This window comes from Cellulophaga lytica DSM 7489 (assembly GCF_000190595.1).
Classification (GTDB): Bacteria; Bacteroidota; Bacteroidia; order Flavobacteriales; family Flavobacteriaceae; genus Cellulophaga; species Cellulophaga lytica.
In genome coordinates this window covers 2,452,917-2,471,848 of record NC_015167.1, presented here as the reverse complement: position 1 = coordinate 2,471,848, position 18,932 = coordinate 2,452,917, and the positions used below count along the sequence as shown (strand labels likewise).

Sequence of the window (18,932 nt, the reverse complement as noted above, 5' to 3'; positions counted from 1 at the left end):
TTACAGTTATTGTTTATAGTATAAATAAAAATTTGAAAAATTGGGTGACAAATAATTTACTAATTAATTGGTTTTAAAAACACTTTATATTCAGCTGGCAACTTAGCTATATGGCTAAACCCTTTAAATAATTTGTTTTGTGCAACATCATAAGGGTAAAATGTAATAGGCTCTATACATAACATAGTGTCTACCTCTGTCCATAACATTAACTCTTTAAAACCTTGGGTTTCTATAGTAATAGCATTTGTATTTTGTAGTTCTGCCTTAGTAACATCTCTTAAAGGATAAGCCACACTACCGGCAGCTTTTATATCTTGTACACTAGCTTTAGTATTTTCTCCATAACTAACTTGTGTAGTACTGTTTTCGGTTTTAAAAGCAGGATGGTACCCTAACATATACGGCATACCTTCTTCTGCTGTAATTGTAAATGTGATTTTTAACCCGCTATTAGTAAGTTGGTATTTTTTTTGAAATTGAAAATCATATGGCCAGTACAATTCACTTACAGTAGATTTATTTGGATATTTAGAATTGGTTACTTTGGTATTGGCCTTATACTCCTTTTGAAAAATTGCCGTAGTACTGCTATTTTCTACCAGTGTATATGCTAACTCTCTTAATAAACCGTGTTGGTCTTGCACAGCATCTCCTTTTGGTGTTTGTACCTTAAAATTTGCTTCTGCAGTTGGCCCAATAATAGGAAACATTTCTGTATCTGCGTTTCGCCAACCTGGATCTCCCTTTTGGTGTATAAACTCTACATCATTAACAATGTAATTTACCAGTTCACCTTTATCAATCTTAACGGTTTGGTTTGCTAATTTTAGTGTTATCATGCTAAAAAATTATAGCACACAAGTTACTATTTTATATCAAAATAGACTTTATCTTCTTCGGTAATTTGCCTTTTAACCACACAAGGATTACCTACTGCAACTACATTACTAGGAATATTTTTAGTTACTACACTACCAGAACCAATAACACTATTAGCACCAATAGTTACTCCTGGGTTTATAACAACGTTACCGCCAACCCATACATTACTACCAATAGTTATAGGTAAAGCGTGCTCATAATGTTTGTTTCTAATACTGTGGTGTATGGGGTGTGTTGCGGTATACATTGCAACATTAGGACCTAGCATTACATTGTCTCCTATGGTAACTTTTGCACAGTCTAAAATAGTAAGGTTATAATTGGCAAAAAAGTTAGTGCCAATTTCTATATTATAACCATAATCACACCTAAAAGGCGGCTCTATATAGAACCGCTTAGGAGTTTTACTTAAAAGCTCTATTAAGTCTTGCTTTTGTTCTTTTATTTGTGTGGGCCTGCGAGAGTTAAAATTAAAAACAATTTCTTTTGCTTTTAAACGCTCTGCTGCTAATTGTTTATCGTAAGGAGAATACGGCTTACCAGAAAGCATTTTTTCTTTTTCACTCTGCATATGCACTAACCTTTATTCTATAAAGTTTTGTTCTCTCATCCAATCATCATTAAACATTTTACCAACATACCTACTTCCGTGATCGTGAAAAAGTACCACAACTACATCATCTTTTGTAAAATGTTCTTTTAACTGCAACACACCTTTAATAGCGGCACCTGCACTATTGCCTAAAAACATACCTTCTTCTTTAGCCAAGCGTTGCGTGTATACAGCAGCATCTTTGTCGGTTACTTTTGTAAAACCATCAATAATACTAAAATCTACATTTTTAGGTAAAATATCTTCACCAATACCTTCTGTTATGTATGGGTAAATCTCGTTTTCATCAAACTCGCCCGTCTCATGGTATTTTTTAAATACAGAACCGTATGTATCTACACCCCAAACTTTTACATTAGGGTTTTTAGATTTTAGGTATTTACCAACACCAGATATAGTACCACCAGTACCAACACCAACAACAAAATGTGTTATTTTACCTTCTGTTTGCTCCCAAATTTCTGGACCTGTACTTAAAAAATGTGCTTTAGCGTTAGACGGATTGTCATATTGATTTACATACCATGAATTTGGTATTTCTTCTCCTAAACGTTTAGAAACAGAGTAGTAAGAACGTGGATCCTCTGGCTCTACCGCTGTAGGGCAAACAACAACCTCTGCACCTACTGCTTTTAAAATATCTACTTTTTCTTTAGACTGTTTATCTGCCATTACAAAAATACATTTGTATCCTTTTATTATAGCAGCCAATGCCAATCCCATTCCTGTATTACCAGAAGTACCTTCTATTATTGTTCCGCCTGGTTTAAGCCTTCCGTCTGCCTCTGCATCTTCAATCATCTGTAAAGCCATACGGTCTTTTACAGAATTCCCAGGATTAAAAGTTTCGTATTTAGACAATACCAAACAAGGTAATTCTTCTGTTAGTTTATTTAATTTAACTAATGGTGTATTACCAATAGTCTCTAAAATATTCTCTGCGTAATTCATTTAAATCGTTTCTATTTAAGTGCAAAGATAAATTAATGACACAGAAAAATAACTAAACCTAAAGTTATTGTTAGATTATGTATGTTGTTAGTCTACTCAAACTTAATAGACTTTACTGGACTTATTCTTGTAATTATGTAAGATGGTAGTAACAACATAAGCAAACAAAGTAGCATTACACCTATGTTTAAAATTAATACTGTAACAGTATCTATATGCACAGGTATGTACTCTATATAGTATTCTTTAGGATCTGCAAAAGTTAAAAACTTAAATTTATTTTGTAACCACAACAAGCCTAAACCTATTAAATTGCCCCAAAAAAGCCCAATTGCAATTAAGTAAACTGCATTGTATAAAAACACTTTACGTACACTCCAATTTGCAGCACCAAGAGCTTTTAAAATACCTATCATTTGTGTGCGCTCTAAAATTAAAACCAACAGAGCAGTTATCATATTAATACCGCCAACAATTATCATAATACCAATAATAAGTGCCACATTAAAATCAAACAAACCTATCCACTCAAAAATACTACGGTATTTATCTTTTATATTGCTAGAGTCTAATGTAGAAACCGTAGTGCCGTAAATTTCTTTGCTTTTTTGGTCTATAGCATCAAAACTATTTAAAAAGACTTCAAAACTACCAACTTGGTCTTTGCTCCATTTATTAATACGTTGTATATGGCGTATGTCTACAAAAACATACGTGCCATCAAATTCTTCAAAACCACTATCATACAAACCAACAATAGTAAAATTTCTGCGGTTTGGTGTTTGTGATGGGTTGTTGTCTTTTAAAAAGAAGGTAGAAAAGGTATCGCCAACCTTTAACTGTAACTTATTAGCAATTAATGAAGACACCAAAACTTCTTCATTTAATTTATCATTGTAATTAGGCAACCTACCAGCTACTACATACTCTTTAAAAACATCCCAATTATAATCTTTGCCTACGCCTTTTGCTATTATACCTTCAAAAGTATCATCTGTAATAATTATACCTCCTTTATTGGCTATGGCTTGTACGTGAGTAATACCGTCTATATTTTTAAATTCTGGATAAAATTCTTGATTTATAGACACAGGAACAACAGACACATCTGAGGTGTTATTGTCATAATTAAAAATTTGAATATGCCCATTAAAAGCGGCTACTTTTTCTCTTACCTTTTCTTTTAAGCCATCTCCTGTTGCAATAGCAAAAAGCATCATAATTACGCTCAATGCAATTGCTACAATAGCAATTTTTATTATTGGCGCAGATATACTACTTTTATTCTCTTTACCTTTAATTAGGCGTTTAGTAATAAAAAATTCTAAGTTCAATTTATGGCAATTTTATCCGGTTTCAAAAGTACAGTTTTATTATGGTTTTTAATACTTTCTGCTTGCGGAAACGCCCCAAAAGCTAATTTTACAGCCAATACAGAAAAAAAACCTACAATTATACCCCCTAAAAAAATTGTAGTTGCAGCTAATAAAACTAATGATTACTTGCCATTATTAGAAGGTAAAAAGGTTGCAATTGTTGCCAACCAAACTAGTGTAATTTTTAAAACAGACAGCACCTACACGCATATTGTAGATTCTTTACAAACATTGCAGATTAATATAAAAAAAGTTTTTGCTCCAGAACACGGTTTTAGAGGCAAGGTAGATGCTGGTGAACACGTAAAAGATGGCGTAGACACTAAAACTGGTTTACCTTTAATATCACTATACGGTAAAAATAGAAAGCCAAATAATACACAGTTAAAAGATATTGATGTGGTGCTTTTTGATATACAAGATGTTGGTGTACGCTTTTACACTTACATAGCTACATTGCAATTGGTTATGGAAGCTTGTGCAGAAAACAACATTAAAGTTGTGGTATTAGATAGGCCAAACCCAAACGGACATTATGTAGACGGACCAACTATGGAAACTGAACATAGAGGCTTTTTAGGAATGACAAATATTCCGTTAGTATACGGAATGACCATTGCAGAATATGCTACAATGATAAATGAAGAAGGCTGGTTAAATGGCAATAAAAAAGCCGACTTAACTATAATTAAGCTTAATAATTATGAGCACACAAGTGATTATAATTTACCTATTAGGCCTTCTCCTAACCTACCAAACAATACTGCAATTACACTATACCCTAGTTTAGGTTTGTTTGAAGGTATGAACATTAACGCTGGCCGTGGTACAGAGTTTCAGTTTCAGCGTTATGGTGCTCCTTTTTTAGACAGTACAAAATATGGCTTTACTTATACTCCGCAACCTAATTTTGGATCTAAAAACCCAAAACACAAAGGGAAACTATGTTATGGTAATGACTTGTCTAAATCTGAAAGAATGAACACTATGACATTAAAATGGATTATAGATGCTTATGAAAATAGTACTGATAAAAGCAACGTATTTTTAACAAGCGGATTTACAAAACACGCTGGTACAGATAAATTGCAAAAACAAATAGAATCTGGTATGTCTGAATCTGAAATTAAAAAGACTTGGCAACCAGCTATTGAAGAGTTTAAAAAAATAAGAGCTAAATACCTTATTTACAACTAAGTTTTAGTTGTAGGTTTCCTATATTTATGAAAGGGTTGCTTTAGCAGCCCTTTTATACTTGCATTCTCTACCTCATCTGGAAAAGTATCTACACCATATACAATACTATCACGGTCTAATTTCATAAATGTACCAAACAACCTATCCCAAACTGAGAAAATGTTGCCGTAATTGGAGTCGGTATAAGGCAAAACATAATGATGATGCACTTTGTGCATATCTGGAGATACTAAAAAATAACTTATAACCTCATCTACCCTCTTAGGTAGTTTAATGTTAGCGTGTCCAAATTGTGTAGCAACTAATGATAAAGATTGATATAACATTACAACACCCATTGGTGCACCAACAATAAAAACACCTGCTAAAGTAAACACAAAACGTATTACGCTCTCTAACGGGTGGTGCCTGTTTGCTGTAGTAGTGTCTACATTATGGTCTGTATGGTGAACCAAATGTACCATCCACAACGGTTTTACTTTATGCTCTGTAAAGTGTGCTAGGTAAGCGCCAAAAAAATCTAGTAACATTACACCTATTATCACATACAACCATAAAGGCATTTGTGGTAACCAATTTATAATCCCAAAGTTATTTACAACAGTCCAATCACTTGTTTTAAGCAATAAAAAAGCGAGCAAAAAATTTATTACAACGGTAGTAAAAGTAAAAAACAAATTAGGCAATGCGTGTCGCCATTTTTTATACGTAAAACTTTGTAACGGTAAAATACCTTCTAAAAGCCAAAAAAATGTAATACCACCAACTAAAATAAAGCTACGGTGAGCAGACGGTATGGTTTCAAAATATGTAATTATACTTTCCATCTTCTAAATATAAAAAAAACCGTTAACTTTTTAGTTAACGGTTTGTATATAAAAGCATAATTACTACACTTTAATTCTCTTTTTCATTTCTTCTACAATATTATAAGCAGCCGGACAAATAGCAATATTTTTCATTGTTAAATTACTTATTTGCTGAAACTTTTTACGGTCTGTATGCGGAAACTCTCTGCACGCCTTTGGCCTTACATCGTATATAGAGCAATAATTATCTGAGCCTAAAAAGGTGCAGGGTACACTTTGCAATACATAATCATTATCTTCATCTATACGTAAATAGTTTTCTATAAACTGCTGTGGTTTTTGCCTAAAAAATTTTGCAATGCGCTCTACATCTGCATTGGTAAATAAAGGCCCTGTTGTTTTACAGCAGTTGGCACAAGTAAGGCAATCTGTTTTAGTAAACTCCTCTTCATGAAGTTCTTGCATTACATAATCTAAATTTTTTGGCGGCTTTTTTTTAAGTTTGGTAAAAAACTTTTTATTCTCGTTTTGCTTTTGTTTCGCCTTTTTGGGTAGTTCTTTTAAAACTTCTTTCATTATTTTAATAAACTCATAGCTGTTTCATACAAATCTCTGCTCCAAGCCTCAGAAGCAGCTCCTATTTCTTTGCTAAGCACTTGTTGTTTTGATATTATTTTTTTTCCAACCTCAGAGTTGTAATATGCATTAAGCTCTTGTTTTTGTTCCTCTGTCATTTTTGTTCTGTCTGCTAGCATTTGTTTAGCAGCTTCACCTCTATAAAAGCCTAACATTTCTTTAATATCTTCTTGTGTAAAATGTTTTGTATATACTACTTCTAAATCGTTTAAAATTTCAGCTACAGCCTTACTTTTATTATCATTTAAATATTTGTAAGCATCTGCATTCTTATCTGTTTTTGGATGATTTTTATGCAACATTGTAAGTAATTGGTCATACGCATACTGGTATTGAGCCGCAGAACCATTGGCTTTTAAATAAGTTGCTACCAAACTATTATCTTTTTTTGTTTGTGCAATACCATTTGTTGCAAAAAAAAGAACTAAAACTAATGCAATACCAAGTTGTTTCATATAAAATACTTTCTAATGTTGTTAAAAAATGCCACTTTTGTTGGCTAAAATACAAATAAAATGGGAAGCGATATTTTTGGTGCCGCAATGTTAGATTATCTTAATAATACCTACAAAGAAGACATTGTAACGCGTTCCTCTATTTCTGAAGATGATACAATTCCCGTGCCATACCTTTTTAGGAGTTATGCAGAAATGCCAATTATAGAGCAAAAAGCACTAAATTTAAGTAAAGGAAAGGTTTTAGATATTGGTTGTGGCGCTGGTAGCCATAGCTTGTATTTACAAAATAAAAATATAGATGTTACCGCTTTAGACTCATCTAAAGGAGCCATAGAAGCTTGTAAAAAAAGAGGCATATCTAAAACCATAAATGCTAAAATACTAGAGCACAACTCTACTACATATGATACTCTTTTACTACTAATGAATGGTATTGGTATTGTAGGCGAGCTAAATAAGCTAGGAGACTACCTACAACACTTAAAATCTTTATTAAATACAAACGGACAATTGCTACTAGATTCTAGTGACATAATTTATATGTTTGAGGAAGATGAAGATGGCGGCTACTGGATTCCTCCTGGTAAAGATTATTACGGAGAGGTAGATTACGAAATGCAATACAAAAATGAAAAAAGCGATACTTTTCCTTGGTTATATTTGGATTACAACACACTACAACGCGCAGCTATTTTAAATGGTTTTAATTGTGAATTGATAGTTGAAGGAGAACATTACGACTATTTAGCTAAACTTACTGTTGCTAAGCAATAGAAGTGCCCTTTTATACGTTTGTAAGTAGGGTTTTGTTGCAACTAATTGTTAGTTATAAAAAGATATATATGAAGAATTTTAGCGCTTTACTATTTGCTGTTTTGTTAGTTGTTAGCTGTTCTAGTACAGATGACAGTACCTCAGAACAAAAAGAAGGAACAAATAAAACATCTAATCTGCAAGGCTCTGGAGATTCTGCAAATGAAATATTATCTAACAATACCTACAGTAAATTAGCATTAGAAATTGTGTACGTTGAAGGTTTTAGGCCAAATGATGCATCTTTGGCTAATTTTACAGATTTTATTAATGACATTACCTTTAAAAACGAAATTACAACTACTTACAAGCAAGTTTCTTCTCCTAATGAAGAAGACTTAACTATAGAGGAAATAGCAAAGCTAGAAACAGATAATAGAACTGTTTATAATACAGATGATACTTTAGCTATTTACATTTACTTTGCAGATGCACCGTCTAATAATGATGATAAAGAAACAAACTCTGTTACTTTAGGCGCTGTATACCGTAACACATCTATGGTTATTTACGAATCTACAATTAAAGATTTAGCCGCTAAAAGTGCTTTAGTATCAGAAACATCTGTAGAAACTGCAACACTCCAACATGAGCTTGGCCACTTAATGGGTTTAGTTAACCTTGGTACAGAAATGGTACACCCGCATGAAGGCGAAACTACAAACGATGATGGTGAAACTGTGGGTAGTAACCACTGCAATGTAGAAGATTGTTTAATGAACGCAAAACTAGAGTTTGGTGCTGGTATGAAAAAAATGCTTATTGCTAGTAAAAACGGACTACCTACACTAGATGCAGAATGCTTAGCAGATTTAAAAGCTAACGGCGGCAGGTAATTACTTTAGCATTTACTATTTTGCAAATAATTGATTTAAATCTTTAAAAGCTTTAAACTCTAGCGCATTACCAGCAGGATCATAAAAAAACATAGTTGCTTGTTCTCCGGTTTCTCCTTTAAACCTTACATAAGGCTCTATTACAAAAGTTACTCCTTTTGCTTTTAAGTCTTTAGAAAAATTCTCAAAAGTTTCCCAAGGTAATACTACACCATAATGTGGTACAGGTACATTTTTACCATCTACAGCATTAGTATGCAATTCTTCTGTTTCTGTTTTTGGCTTGTAGTGTATTACCAATTGGTGACCAAACAAATTAAAATCTACCCAATGGTCACTACTTCTTCCTTCTGGACACTCTAAAACATCTCTGTAAAAAGTTCTACATTCCTCTAAATTATGTACAGGTATTGCTATGTGAAAAGGTGCTATTGGGTATTTCATAATATCTATTTTATTTAGGCTTCTTTTAAAAATGACAGGACAGCATTACTAACTTCATCTTGGTGTAATGAGTGGCCATAACCTTCTGTTACCAGTAATGTACTAGTAGTCCAATTTTTATGCACTAATTCAGAGTCTGAACAAGGAGCTATTAAATCTAACCTATCATGTACTAGTAACCCTTTTTTAGTGTTCTGCTTTGCGTACTCTGAAATAGAAAAATCCTCTGGCAAAAAATTAAACTTTTCAAATATAAATTCTTTTAAACTGTTAAAAACAGCATTATTAAACTTTAACATTGCCTTGTAATTTTTTAGTATGGTATAAAACTCAGACGGAGCTCCTAATATTACAAGTTTTTCTACAAAAGTATTGTTGTATTTGTAATTATTGTACAAGGTAGTCATACCTCCTACACTGTGGCCTATAATATGTTTTGGCTGGTATTTGGTTATTAATGCTTGCGCTACTTCTGTATAAATTGGCACGTGCAAAACAGTACCTGTAGAGTTACCATGTGCTGGTGCATCAAAAGCAATAATATTGTAATTTCCTTTAGTTAGGTAACCTATCAAATTTCGCCATCTAAACACATTACTTTCCCAACCGTGTAACAGCAAAATTGTTTCTTTTTCTCCAGGCCATTGGTATACTTGCAAATCTATATTTGCGGTAGTTACCACTTCTTTTTTTGCGTTGTTTAAAAACTCTTTTTGGTGTGGTAATACCTTACCTTTTCTTGGCGTACAAAAAAGATAAAATGCTTTTTTAGCTGCAGTCTTTGTAGAGAATACAGAAAGCACATTAAAATATGCACCATAAGCTATAGGTATAATTTTACTTAGCATTTTTTTCATAAAAAAGGTGTAGGCTAGTATAAATAGGGGTTAATCTTCTTCTCTATGTACCGTATCTATAGAAAAAGCTGGGGTACATATAGAAATATACTCACAAGGAGCATCAAAAGGGTTTGCGTATTGTACGCGTGTATTTTTCTCTATACGTATAGATTGTCCTTGTTCTAAAACAACGAGTTCACCAGCTATAGTAAATTGTTTTTTTCCCTTAATAATATAAGTATACTCTGTAAACTCAGGAGTCTGAAAAGGCTCTGACCAACCTGGTGGTGCTACCATATGAGCAATACTCATATCTTGCTGTTTATTAGTTGCTCCGCCAAAATGTTCTTCTATTAATTTACCATCTGTAGTAGGCACAACAAAAGGCTCTGTTTGTATGGTATACTTCTTTTTCATACTATTCCCAATCTATCATTAAGTATTTTATTTTAGCAGCGTCTGGTATCTGTATTGCTTCAATATTGGTATTATTACTGTAGCGTAAGTTCTCTGGCAGCTCTTTTTTATCAATAGTAAAATACACATCACTATCTTTTATAAAAAGTACAACATTATTCATAGAGGTTAATACTTTTCTTATGGTGTAATTATCCTTAATATCTTTAAAAGTACTAAGTAAATTAACCCCTTTTTCTGTAGTGTAACGCGGGTCTAAAACTCTAATATTGTCTATAATAGTATCGTTACTAATACTTACTGTAAATAATGGTTTACCTCCTTTTTCGTAAATATGCTCTTTGCGCATACTTGCACTTAATTGTATTGCATTATCTTTTACAATAGAGTCTGATGCGTAAATTGTTTCTATATCATTAGCAGAATTATTTTTACTTAACTTTCCAAAACTAGTTGTAGTTATTAAAAATTCTGAATCTGTACCTTTTCCGCATTTAGCTGCTAAAATTGCTACTGCAACTAAGCAGGTAATTGTAATTTTTTTCATTTAAAATATGTAGTTAGTAAGTAGGTTTATTTTTTATTTAGCGTAACACTTTTTTAAGCACACCTAACATACCTCTTATAAAAGTAGCGCTGGTTAACACTTTTACAATAGGGTTTTGCCTTGTACTTCTAGAACGACTACTAGTACGTTTTGCTGCTGGTTTTTCTTTTTCTTTTGCTGCTATTTGCTCTGCCTTTTCAATTTTATCATTTAGCATTTCATAAGCACTTTCTCTATCTATACTATCATTGTATTTTTTAACTAGAGAAGATGAGTCTATAACTTCTTTTAACTCTTTTGCAGTTAAAACGTCCATACGGCTCATAGGTGCACGCAACATTGTAGCTGCTAATGGTGTTGGCCTTCCTTTTTCATCTAAAGCAGATATTAAAGCTTCTCCTATACCTAAAGATGTTAATACATCTTCTGTATTGTAATACTCACTATCTGGGTAATTTTGCGCAGCTAACTTAATAGCTTTTCTATCTTTTGCTGTAAATGCACGTAATGCGTGTTGCACTTTTAACCCTAGTTGTGCCAAAACATCTTCTGGTACATCTGCAGGGTTTTGTGTTACAAAATATACACCAATACCTTTAGAACGTATTAATTTTACTATACTTTCTATCTGGTTTAATAATGCTTTAGATGCTTCATCAAAAATTAAGTGAGCCTCATCTATAAACAATACTAGTTCTGGTTTATCACTATCTCCTTGTTCAGGAAAAGTATCATAAATTTCAGCCAATAGACTTAGCATAAAAGTTGAAAACAACTTTGGCCTATCTTGTATATCTGTTAATCTTAAAATATTAATGTACCCTCTACCGTTTTCATCAATCCTAGTTAAATCATCTACCTCAAAAGATTTTTCACCAAAAAATAAATCGGCTCCTTGCTGTTCTAACTCTATTATTTTTCTAAGAATTGAACCTGTAGAAGCAGAAGAAATTCTTCCATAGCTTTCTTTAAACTCTGCCTTACCCTCTTCTGTAGCGTACTGTAGTACTTTTTTAAAATCTTTAAGGTCTAAAAGTGGCAATTTATTATCATCACAATACTTAAAAATAACTGCAACAATACCTTCTTGCGTTACTGTTAAGTCTAAAATTCTAGAAAGCAACACCGGACCAAATTCAGATACTGTAGCTCTTAACTTTACACCATCTTGCTCAGACAACGATAAAATTTCTACAGGAAAACTTTTAGCGTTAAATGGCAAACCTATTTTAGCATGGCGTTCATCTATTTTAGGATGTCCTGCACTTGGTTGTGCTATACCACTTAAATCTCCTTTTAAATCCATTAACATAACTGGCACACCTTTGTCTGACAAGTTTTCTGCCAATACCTGTAATGTTTTTGTTTTGCCTGTACCTGTAGCACCTGCAATTAAACCGTGACGATTAAGTGTTTTTAAAGGTACTTTTACAAACGCATTTGTAACGGTTTCACCGTCTACAATACCAGCGCCCATAGTTATAAAGTCTCCTTTTGTAGCGTATCCTTTTTCTATATCTGCTAAAAACTTTTCCTTGGTGCTCATTTCTTAAAATTTTGATAAAAATAGCTTAAATTTAAACAACTAAAAAGAGAAGTTTTACAGTAAACACAATAAACATTAAGTTACAGACGCTATAAATGTTATTTTTTTTGATGTTACCCTATAACTCTATGCTATCTTTTACGTAAAGTTAGATAGTGAAACACAAAAAATGTATCTTTGCATAATGGTTAAAAATGAGGTATTAGCATTGGTAGACAAAGGAGAAATGCTTCCGTTAATGGAAGAATTTTATACCATACAAGGAGAAGGTTTCCATAAAGGAACTGCTGCGTATTTTATACGTGTAGGTGGCTGCGATGTTGGTTGCCATTGGTGTGATGTAAAAGAAAGTTGGAATGCGGCTACGCACCCACCAACAACTATTGATGCCATTGTAAATAACGCAGCAAAATACTCTAACACTATTGTAGTTACAGGCGGCGAGCCATTAACGTGGAATATGGCACCACTTACTGAAGCTTTAAAGGCTAAAAATTTACAAACACATATAGAAACTTCTGGAGCATATACCTTAACTGGTATTTGGGACTGGATTTGCTTATCTCCTAAAAAAAATAAATTACCACAAGGTATTATTTATGATAAAGCAGATGAGTTAAAAATGATAATTTATAATAAAAACGATTTTAAATTTGCCGAAGAACAAGCGGCTAAAGTAAATAAAGATTGTATTTTATATTTACAACCAGAATGGAGTGTTAAAGATAAAATGACTCCGTTAATTGTAGATTTTGTAATGAAAAACCCGCAATGGAAAGTATCCTTACAAACACACAAATATTTAAACATACCATAAAAAAAACAAGCTAGTATAAATTTATACTAGCTTGTTTTAATTTTATACCTTTTGTATGCTTAGCTAATGCTGATGAAAAGCTGCCGATACAAATTTTAAAACTTCTGGTAGAGACTCTCTCCAATACGTCCAATTATGCGCACCATCACGAACTCTGTACTCGTGTGGTATTTTCTTTTTCATCATAGAAATATGTACCAAACTATTTCCTTCAAATAAAAAATCATCATCTCCACAGTCTATATACCAACGTACAGATTTAATATCTTCTACCGGAATAGAATCTAACAAAGAAATGGCAGAATGTCTTTTAAAATACTTTCTCATTTCTGCTACAGATTTTTTTTCGCTCTCTGCAAAATCTTTAATTTTCACGGTGTCTTTTGGCAACATACCCACAGAGGCACTAAGCGGACAAGCAGAAGAAAATAACTCTGGTTTATGTAAAGCATACATAAATGTACCTCCACCACCCATAGAGAGTCCAGAAATTGCACGATAGCGTTTTTCTCCTCTAATTCGGTATTTTTTTTCTACATATGGCATTAACTCTTCAAAAAAGAAATCTTCATACCTCCAATCTTCAGTATTAAAATACCCGCGTTTGCCAGTATTGGCATCTGGCATTACAATAATCATTGGTGTTGCTTTGCCTGCCTTAATAGCTTTGTCTGTAATATGTAAAACTTCTCCAAACTGCACCCAACCCGTGTGGTCATCACCAGCACCATGAAGCAAATACAATACAGGATAATCTCTTTTAGATGACTCGTAATCTGGCGGTAGGTAAATTGAAAAGCTACGTTCGCTTTTTAGAATTTTACTTGTAAGTTTTAGGTTATCAAAAACCTTACCTGTTTGTGATTTTACTGCAAAACTAAACAACAAACAAAAGCAAATAGTAGGTATTAATTTTTTCATGGGGCAAAAAACTTTATAGGCTAGTGTCCTTAAATATAAAAAATGTAGTCCAAAACAGGACTACATTCTCTTTAAACCTTTTAATATATTGGTTAAGTTACCACTGTAACCTAACTACTTCAATATTAAAACTACTCTTTAATAGCTATAAAAATGGGAACCTCAGCATTTTCTGGGTTACTTGCTGCTTCACCATAAATTTCAAAGTCTGATGTATACAAACGATCTACTTTTGAATTCCAAATTTCTAACCATTTGTTATACACTACGTTTTTAGATAAGTCTCCCTTTGCTATACTTTTTTTATAGGTTGATGCCTTAATAGTATGTGCTACCATACCATTTGGAACCTCATCTATACTAGAAACTTTACATCCTAAAATAGTGTCATAAGGCTTTGTGTAATCGCTCTCATAATTGGTATAAATTGAAAAAATTTCGGAACTTATTTTATTGGGAATTTTATCTAAAATTTGCTCAGACATAAAAGTGTTCCATAATGCAACAATGTCTTTTGCTGCTTGCTCGTTTTCATTTGTAGTACGCACTTTAATACCTATTACATAAAAAGACTCTAGAGTTTCAGTTTTCATAATTCTTATTTTTTATTGATTTTCATCAAAAATAAACCAGCTCTATGTCATAGGAGTGTCAGGGGTGTTTTCCCATTTTTTACGAGCCATATCAAAATATTCTTGCAGTGTTAATTTATGAGGATCAAAAGAAGTAGATAACATCACTAATTGCTGAATACAGTCTACCCTAAATGCTCTAAAATCTTTACGTAACCTACAAAAGGCTATTAGTACCCAATTGTCATTATTATGTATAAGTGCAAAAGGCTCTATTGTTCTTTTAGTTTTTACATTCTGAAGCGACAAATAACTTATTTGAAGTAATTTATAGTTGGTTAATGCTATTTGCAACTGCATTAAATGGCTACTTGTTACGTGCTTTTCTAAATTTGTTCTAATATCTAAACGCTCTGTAAGTAAGGACGATTTATCTCTTTGAGAATATTTTAAAACCGATTTTATTTTTTCTACCGCACTGCTATACTTTTCTATAAAAGAAATGTCTTTATTTTTATTTACAATTTGCTCAGCAGTTATTAAAGCATTTGCTTCTTCTTCTGTAAACATTACAGGCGGTAACTTATAACCATCTACCAAAGAATATCCCTTGCCTTCTTCTGTATAAATAGGAATTCCAGATTGCTCTAAAGTACGTATGTCTCTATAAATAGTTCTTATACTAACCTTATACTTTGCTGCCAGCTCTGTAGCTGTCACAATTCTTTTGCTTTGTAACTGCGTAACTATTGCTGTTAGCCTCACCAATCTGGGTTTTCCTTTTTCCATTTATTACTCTTCCTCCTCCTTATCTAACTCTTCCGCATTAAAGTCTTCATTATCACTAATACTCTCTTGTACAATTTCTTCTTCAGCAGCAGGTTTGGTTTCATTAACCTCATCTAAACTTACATCATCATCTAATTCTACTTCTTCTTCTAATTCTTCTTCATACAATTGTACCCACTCTGTCCAAGAGCCATCATAAACAGATGTATCTTTAGTGTCATCTACCAATTTACTTGCTAACAAAATAACACAAGCTGTTAAACCAGAACCACAACTAAAAACTAATGGTTTATCTTCTGCTAAAATTGGCTCTAAAATAACCTCTAATTCTTCTTTAGATTTAAATTTACCATCCTCTAAAACATCTGTAAACGGAAGATTAATAGAGCCTGGTATGCTACCACTAGCTAAATCTTCTCTAGGTTCTGGCTCCGTACCATTAAACCTGCCTGCAGAGCGTGCATCTACAACTAAAGCGGTATTGCTCTCTGTATTTTCTTTAACCATTGAAAAATTTACAACTGCAAACTCTTTTTGGTGTGCAATAAAGTTACCTAAAGGAATTCTTTTTTTAGCAGCCTGTTCTGTTGGTAAATCTTGCGCTACCCACTCTGGCAAACCACCATCTAAAACTGTAACATTATTATGACCAAAGGTGTTAAATAACCACCAAACTCGTGGTGAGGTATAAATACCTAAATTATCATACACCACAATTTTACTATTTTTATTTATTCCTAATTTACGTGCCTCTTCTTGAAACTGTTTAGCGCTAGGTATAGTATTTGGAAAATTACTAGAAGCGTCACTAAAATTAGCTTTTATATTAAACTTACGAGCTCCTTTTATCTGCAAATCTTCTAGGTTAGTACTTAAACCAGATACGTTTGTAGCAGGACTAGCGTCTAAAATTATAATGTTATTTTCTTCTACCAATAAGGCTTGCAGCTCTTTAGCCGAGATAAGGGGTGTTTTCATTATTTTATATTTATGCGGATTAAAATTACCTATTTAAATGGTAGGTTTGAAGCTAACTTATTAACATAAAAAAAACCATTGCACAATATGCAATGGTTTAGTATTATTACTAAAAATTTTTGTTTATTTAGCTTTAAAAATAGCTACTATTTTTATCTATTAGCATTTCTATGACGCTCTCTTGCTAATAAAGTATTCTTTAACAACATAGCAATTGTCATTGGTCCTACACCACCTGGAACAGGTGTTATAAAAGATGCTTTTTTACTTACATTTTCAAAATCTACATCACCAGTAATATAGTAACCTTTTGGTTTTGTATCATCTGCTACACGAGTAATACCAACATCTATAACTACAGCATCATCTTTTACCATTTCTGCCTTTAAGAAATTAGGAACTCCTAACGCAGAAATAACAATATCTGCCTGAGAAATAATTTGTGTAATATTTTTTGTAGCACTGTGTGTTAAGGTAACTGTAGAGTTCCCTGGCCAACCTTTACGTCCCATTAAAATACTCATTGGCCTACCAACAATATGACTACGACCAATAACAACGGTATGTTTACCTTTAGTATCTACTTTATAACGCTCTAACAACTCTAAAATACCAAATGGCGTTGCTGGTATAAACGTACTCATATCCAAAGCCATTTTACCAAAGTTGGTTGGATGAAAACCATCTACATCTTTATCTGGATCTACCGCTAAAAGCACCTTTTGCGTGTCTATTTGTGGTGGCAATGGCAATTGTACAATAAAACCATCTATTTCATCATCTTGATTCAGTTCTTCAATTTTACGTAGCAATTCTATTTCACTAGTAGTACTAGGCATTTGTACTAAAGTAGACTCAAAACCAACACGCTCACAAGAGCGTACTTTACTACCTACATACGTTAAGCTTGCCCCATCATTACCAACTATAATTGCTGCCAAGTGTGGAACTTTTTCTCCACGCTCTCTCATTTTGGTTACCTCAACGGTAATTTCTTCTTTAATTTGGTTTGATACTTTTTTTCCGTCTAGTAATTCCATTATTAGGTTGTTAGTTTGATGGTTTTATATTGAAACTAATTTTTATTAATTATGGGCGCATACCTTTCATACCACCCATCATTTGCATCATTTTTTTACCGCCACCGCCTTGCATCATCTTCATCATTTTGCTCATCTGGTCAAATTGTTTAAGTAATTGGTTTACTTCTTGTACAGATCTACCACTACCTTTAGCTATTCTTCTTTTACGGCTTGCGTTAAGTAAATTAGGAGTTTCACGTTCTACAGGCGTCATAGAATGTATAATAGCTTCTACGTGTTTAAAAGCATCATCATCTATATCCATACCTTTTAATGCTTTACCAGCACCAGGTATCATTCCCATTAAATCTTTTAGGCTACCCATTTTCTTAATTTGCTGAATTTGCTTTAAGAAATCATCGAACCCAAATTTATTTTTTGCAATTTTCTTCTGTATTTTTCGTGCCTCAGCCTCATCAAACTGTTCTTGTGCACGCTCTACTAAAGACACAACATCTCCCATACCTAGGATACGTTCTGCCATACGAGAAGGGTGAAAAACATCTATTGCGTCCATTTTTTCACCAGTACCAATAAATTTAATTGGCTTAGTTACTACAGATTTAATAGATATGGCTGCACCACCACGAGTATCACCATCTAATTTTGTAAGTATAACACCATCAAAATTTAACACATCATTAAAGGCTTTTGCTGTGTTTACAGCATCTTGCCCTGTCATAGAATCTACAACAAATAATGTTTCTTGAGGGTTTATTGCTTTATGTACATTGGCAATCTCTGTCATCATTTCCTCATCTACAGCTAAACGACCAGCTGTATCTATAATAACAACATTATGTCCGTTTGCTTTTGCGTGTGCTATACCAGCTTCTGCAATTGCTACCGGATTTGTATTACCACGGTCTGAGAAAACCTCTACTCCTATTTGGTCACCAACAACGTGTAACTGATCTATAGCCGCAGGACGATAAACATCACAAGCAACCAATAAAGGTTTTTTAGTTTTTTTAGTTTTTAGGTAATTAGCAAGTTTACCAGAAAAGGTTGTTTTACCAGACCCTTGCAAACCAGACATTAATATTACTGATGGTGTACCAGATAGGTTTATACCTTCTGCGTCACCACCCATAAGCTCGGTAAGCTCATCCTTAACCAACTTAACCATTAACTGGCCAGGCTGTAAGGTTGTAAGTACGTTTTGACCTAGTGCTTTTTCTTTTACTCTATTGGTAAATTCTTTTGCTATTTTAAAGTTAACATCGGCGTCTAATAAAGCTCTACGAACTTCTTTTAAAGTTTCTGCAACATTAATTTCTGTTATTTGTCCGTGTCCTTTCAAGACGTGGAACGCTTTATCTAACTTTTCACTTAAATTATTGAACATAAGTCTACTTTTTTCTGGAAATGCAAATTTAATAATTACATTGGGAAGTGTATGGTTT

22 protein-coding genes are annotated in these 18,932 nt (G+C 33.1%); 4 read left to right on the top strand and 18 right to left on the bottom strand.

Annotated features, from left to right (window positions below):
- Positions 1–59 precede the first annotated feature (59 nt).
- The 4 genes from CELLY_RS11075 to CELLY_RS11060 form a co-directional block, all read right to left on the bottom strand.
- Entirely contained in the window at positions 60–842 is a 783-nt protein-coding gene (locus CELLY_RS11075; protein ID WP_013621771.1) for an aldose epimerase family protein, read from the bottom strand.
- A gap of 26 nt (positions 843–868) precedes the next feature.
- Positions 869–1,456 carry a sugar O-acetyltransferase gene (locus CELLY_RS11070; RefSeq protein ID WP_013621770.1) on the bottom strand — a complete coding sequence of 196 codons (588 nt, stop codon included), beginning with the start codon at positions 1,454–1,456 and terminating at the stop codon, positions 869–871.
- 12 nt (positions 1,457–1,468) lie between these two features.
- On the bottom strand, positions 1,469–2,449 hold the full coding sequence (locus CELLY_RS11065) for a PLP-dependent cysteine synthase family protein (RefSeq protein ID WP_013621769.1): 981 nt from the start codon (positions 2,447–2,449) through the stop codon (positions 1,469–1,471).
- A gap of 92 nt (positions 2,450–2,541) precedes the next feature.
- Positions 2,542–3,783: an ABC transporter permease gene (locus tag CELLY_RS11060; RefSeq protein ID WP_013621768.1), complete on the bottom strand. Its 1,242-nt coding sequence runs from the start codon at positions 3,781–3,783 to the stop codon at positions 2,542–2,544.
- 3 nt (positions 3,784–3,786) lie between these two features.
- On the opposite strand from CELLY_RS11060, the gene CELLY_RS11055 reads away from it, so the two are divergent.
- On the top strand, positions 3,787–5,022 hold the full coding sequence (locus CELLY_RS11055; protein WP_013621767.1) for an exo-beta-N-acetylmuramidase NamZ family protein: 1,236 nt from the start codon (positions 3,787–3,789) through the stop codon (positions 5,020–5,022).
- Here the strand turns inward: CELLY_RS11055 and CELLY_RS11050 are convergent.
- The 3 genes from CELLY_RS11050 to CELLY_RS11040 all read right to left on the bottom strand — a co-directional run bounded on the left by CELLY_RS11050 (position 5,019) and on the right by CELLY_RS11040 (position 6,922).
- A complete protein-coding gene (locus CELLY_RS11050) occupies positions 5,019–5,849 on the bottom strand; it encodes a sterol desaturase family protein (protein ID WP_013621766.1) in 831 nt (276 codons plus the stop codon). The two genes, CELLY_RS11055 and CELLY_RS11050, sit on opposite strands and share 4 nt — an antisense overlap.
- 63 nt (positions 5,850–5,912) lie before the next feature.
- Positions 5,913–6,407, bottom strand: a complete 495-nt coding sequence (locus CELLY_RS11045) for a YkgJ family cysteine cluster protein (RefSeq protein ID WP_013621765.1) — start codon at positions 6,405–6,407, stop codon at positions 5,913–5,915.
- Positions 6,407–6,922, bottom strand: a complete 516-nt coding sequence (locus CELLY_RS11040) for a DUF2059 domain-containing protein (protein WP_013621764.1) — start codon at positions 6,920–6,922, stop codon at positions 6,407–6,409. The genes CELLY_RS11045 and CELLY_RS11040 overlap by 1 nt, the downstream gene beginning before the upstream one ends.
- Before the next feature lie 60 nt (positions 6,923–6,982).
- Here CELLY_RS11040 and CELLY_RS11035 point away from each other — a divergent pair, with 60 nt between their 5' ends.
- Positions 6,983–7,699: a class I SAM-dependent methyltransferase gene (locus CELLY_RS11035; protein ID WP_013621763.1), complete on the top strand. Its 717-nt coding sequence runs from the start codon at positions 6,983–6,985 to the stop codon at positions 7,697–7,699.
- A gap of 68 nt (positions 7,700–7,767) precedes the next feature.
- A complete protein-coding gene (locus CELLY_RS11030; RefSeq protein ID WP_013621762.1) occupies positions 7,768–8,574 on the top strand; it encodes a hypothetical protein in 807 nt (268 codons plus the stop codon).
- A gap of 15 nt (positions 8,575–8,589) precedes the next feature.
- Here the strand turns inward: CELLY_RS11030 and CELLY_RS11025 are convergent, their stop codons facing one another.
- Genes CELLY_RS11025 through CELLY_RS11005 form a run of 5 tightly spaced genes read right to left on the bottom strand, consistent with a single transcriptional unit; the run spans position 8,590 to position 12,367 of the window.
- Complete coding sequence (locus CELLY_RS11025; protein WP_013621761.1) at positions 8,590–9,018, bottom strand: VOC family protein; 429 nt, start codon at positions 9,016–9,018, stop codon at positions 8,590–8,592.
- A 14-nt stretch (positions 9,019–9,032) separates the two neighbouring features.
- Entirely contained in the window at positions 9,033–9,875 is an 843-nt protein-coding gene (locus CELLY_RS11020; RefSeq protein WP_013621760.1) for an alpha/beta fold hydrolase, read from the bottom strand.
- A 30-nt stretch (positions 9,876–9,905) separates the two neighbouring features.
- A complete protein-coding gene (locus tag CELLY_RS11015) occupies positions 9,906–10,274 on the bottom strand; it encodes a cupin domain-containing protein (RefSeq protein WP_013621759.1) in 369 nt (122 codons plus the stop codon).
- Between the two features lies 1 nt (position 10,275).
- Positions 10,276–10,821 (bottom strand): hypothetical protein, encoded by a 546-nt coding sequence (locus tag CELLY_RS11010; protein ID WP_013621758.1) that lies wholly within the window; start codon positions 10,819–10,821, stop codon positions 10,276–10,278.
- A 37-nt stretch (positions 10,822–10,858) separates the two neighbouring features.
- Positions 10,859–12,367, bottom strand: coding sequence for a helicase HerA-like domain-containing protein (locus tag CELLY_RS11005; protein ID WP_013621757.1), 1,509 nt, complete (start codon positions 12,365–12,367; stop codon positions 10,859–10,861).
- 169 nt (positions 12,368–12,536) lie between these two features.
- Between CELLY_RS11005 and CELLY_RS11000 the strand changes: the two genes are divergently transcribed.
- Entirely contained in the window at positions 12,537–13,184 is a 648-nt protein-coding gene (locus CELLY_RS11000; RefSeq protein WP_013621756.1) for a 7-carboxy-7-deazaguanine synthase QueE, read from the top strand.
- 63 nt (positions 13,185–13,247) lie between these two features.
- Here the strand turns inward: CELLY_RS11000 and CELLY_RS10995 are convergent, their stop codons facing one another.
- The 6 genes from CELLY_RS10995 to ffh all read right to left on the bottom strand — a co-directional run bounded on the left by CELLY_RS10995 (position 13,248) and on the right by ffh (position 18,874).
- Complete coding sequence (locus CELLY_RS10995; protein ID WP_013621755.1) at positions 13,248–14,105, bottom strand: alpha/beta hydrolase; 858 nt, start codon at positions 14,103–14,105, stop codon at positions 13,248–13,250.
- Between the two features lie 131 nt (positions 14,106–14,236).
- Positions 14,237–14,698 carry a GyrI-like domain-containing protein gene (locus tag CELLY_RS10990; protein ID WP_013621754.1) on the bottom strand — a complete coding sequence of 154 codons (462 nt, stop codon included), beginning with the start codon at positions 14,696–14,698 and terminating at the stop codon, positions 14,237–14,239.
- 42 nt (positions 14,699–14,740) lie between these two features.
- Positions 14,741–15,466, bottom strand: coding sequence for a helix-turn-helix transcriptional regulator (locus CELLY_RS10985; RefSeq protein ID WP_013621753.1), 726 nt, complete (start codon positions 15,464–15,466; stop codon positions 14,741–14,743).
- A gap of 3 nt (positions 15,467–15,469) precedes the next feature.
- On the bottom strand, positions 15,470–16,444 hold the full coding sequence (locus tag CELLY_RS10980; protein ID WP_013621752.1) for a sulfurtransferase: 975 nt from the start codon (positions 16,442–16,444) through the stop codon (positions 15,470–15,472).
- A gap of 152 nt (positions 16,445–16,596) precedes the next feature.
- Complete coding sequence (locus CELLY_RS10975) at positions 16,597–17,484, bottom strand: bifunctional 5,10-methylenetetrahydrofolate dehydrogenase/5,10-methenyltetrahydrofolate cyclohydrolase (RefSeq protein WP_013621751.1); 888 nt, start codon at positions 17,482–17,484, stop codon at positions 16,597–16,599.
- A gap of 49 nt (positions 17,485–17,533) precedes the next feature.
- On the bottom strand, positions 17,534–18,874 hold the full coding sequence (ffh, locus tag CELLY_RS10970) for a signal recognition particle protein (protein WP_013621750.1): 1,341 nt from the start codon (positions 18,872–18,874) through the stop codon (positions 17,534–17,536).
- Positions 18,875–18,932: the final 58 nt, after the last annotated feature.

What these genes read in the sequence shown, in the direction of transcription:
- CELLY_RS11075 (WP_013621771.1), bottom strand. Translation starts at nt 842, where the DNA reads ATGATAACACTAAAATTAGCAAACCAAACCGTTAAGATTGATAAAGGT.
- CELLY_RS11070 (WP_013621770.1), bottom strand. Translation starts at nt 1,456, where the DNA reads ATGCAGAGTGAAAAAGAAAAAATGCTTTCTGGTAAGCCGTATTCTCCT.
- CELLY_RS11065 (WP_013621769.1), bottom strand. Translation starts at nt 2,449, where the DNA reads ATGAATTACGCAGAGAATATTTTAGAGACTATTGGTAATACACCATTA.
- CELLY_RS11055 (WP_013621767.1), top strand. Translation starts at nt 3,787, where the DNA reads ATGGCAATTTTATCCGGTTTCAAAAGTACAGTTTTATTATGGTTTTTA.
- CELLY_RS11050 (WP_013621766.1), bottom strand. Translation starts at nt 5,849, where the DNA reads ATGGAAAGTATAATTACATATTTTGAAACCATACCGTCTGCTCACCGT.
- CELLY_RS11045 (WP_013621765.1), bottom strand. Translation starts at nt 6,407, where the DNA reads ATGAAAGAAGTTTTAAAAGAACTACCCAAAAAGGCGAAACAAAAGCAA.
- CELLY_RS11040 (WP_013621764.1), bottom strand. Translation starts at nt 6,922, where the DNA reads ATGAAACAACTTGGTATTGCATTAGTTTTAGTTCTTTTTTTTGCAACA.
- CELLY_RS11035 (WP_013621763.1), top strand. Translation starts at nt 6,983, where the DNA reads ATGGGAAGCGATATTTTTGGTGCCGCAATGTTAGATTATCTTAATAAT.
- CELLY_RS11030 (WP_013621762.1), top strand. Translation starts at nt 7,768, where the DNA reads ATGAAGAATTTTAGCGCTTTACTATTTGCTGTTTTGTTAGTTGTTAGC.
- CELLY_RS11025 (WP_013621761.1), bottom strand. Translation starts at nt 9,018, where the DNA reads ATGAAATACCCAATAGCACCTTTTCACATAGCAATACCTGTACATAAT.
- CELLY_RS11020 (WP_013621760.1), bottom strand. Translation starts at nt 9,875, where the DNA reads ATGAAAAAAATGCTAAGTAAAATTATACCTATAGCTTATGGTGCATAT.
- CELLY_RS11015 (WP_013621759.1), bottom strand. Translation starts at nt 10,274, where the DNA reads ATGAAAAAGAAGTATACCATACAAACAGAGCCTTTTGTTGTGCCTACT.
- CELLY_RS11010 (WP_013621758.1), bottom strand. Translation starts at nt 10,821, where the DNA reads ATGAAAAAAATTACAATTACCTGCTTAGTTGCAGTAGCAATTTTAGCA.
- CELLY_RS11005 (WP_013621757.1), bottom strand. Translation starts at nt 12,367, where the DNA reads ATGAGCACCAAGGAAAAGTTTTTAGCAGATATAGAAAAAGGATACGCT.
- CELLY_RS11000 (WP_013621756.1), top strand. Translation starts at nt 12,537, where the DNA reads ATGTATCTTTGCATAATGGTTAAAAATGAGGTATTAGCATTGGTAGAC.
- CELLY_RS10995 (WP_013621755.1), bottom strand. Translation starts at nt 14,105, where the DNA reads ATGAAAAAATTAATACCTACTATTTGCTTTTGTTTGTTGTTTAGTTTT.
- CELLY_RS10990 (WP_013621754.1), bottom strand. Translation starts at nt 14,698, where the DNA reads ATGAAAACTGAAACTCTAGAGTCTTTTTATGTAATAGGTATTAAAGTG.
- CELLY_RS10985 (WP_013621753.1), bottom strand. Translation starts at nt 15,466, where the DNA reads ATGGAAAAAGGAAAACCCAGATTGGTGAGGCTAACAGCAATAGTTACG.
- CELLY_RS10980 (WP_013621752.1), bottom strand. Translation starts at nt 16,444, where the DNA reads ATGAAAACACCCCTTATCTCGGCTAAAGAGCTGCAAGCCTTATTGGTA.
- CELLY_RS10975 (WP_013621751.1), bottom strand. Translation starts at nt 17,484, where the DNA reads ATGGAATTACTAGACGGAAAAAAAGTATCAAACCAAATTAAAGAAGAA.
- ffh (WP_013621750.1), bottom strand. Translation starts at nt 18,874, where the DNA reads ATGTTCAATAATTTAAGTGAAAAGTTAGATAAAGCGTTCCACGTCTTG.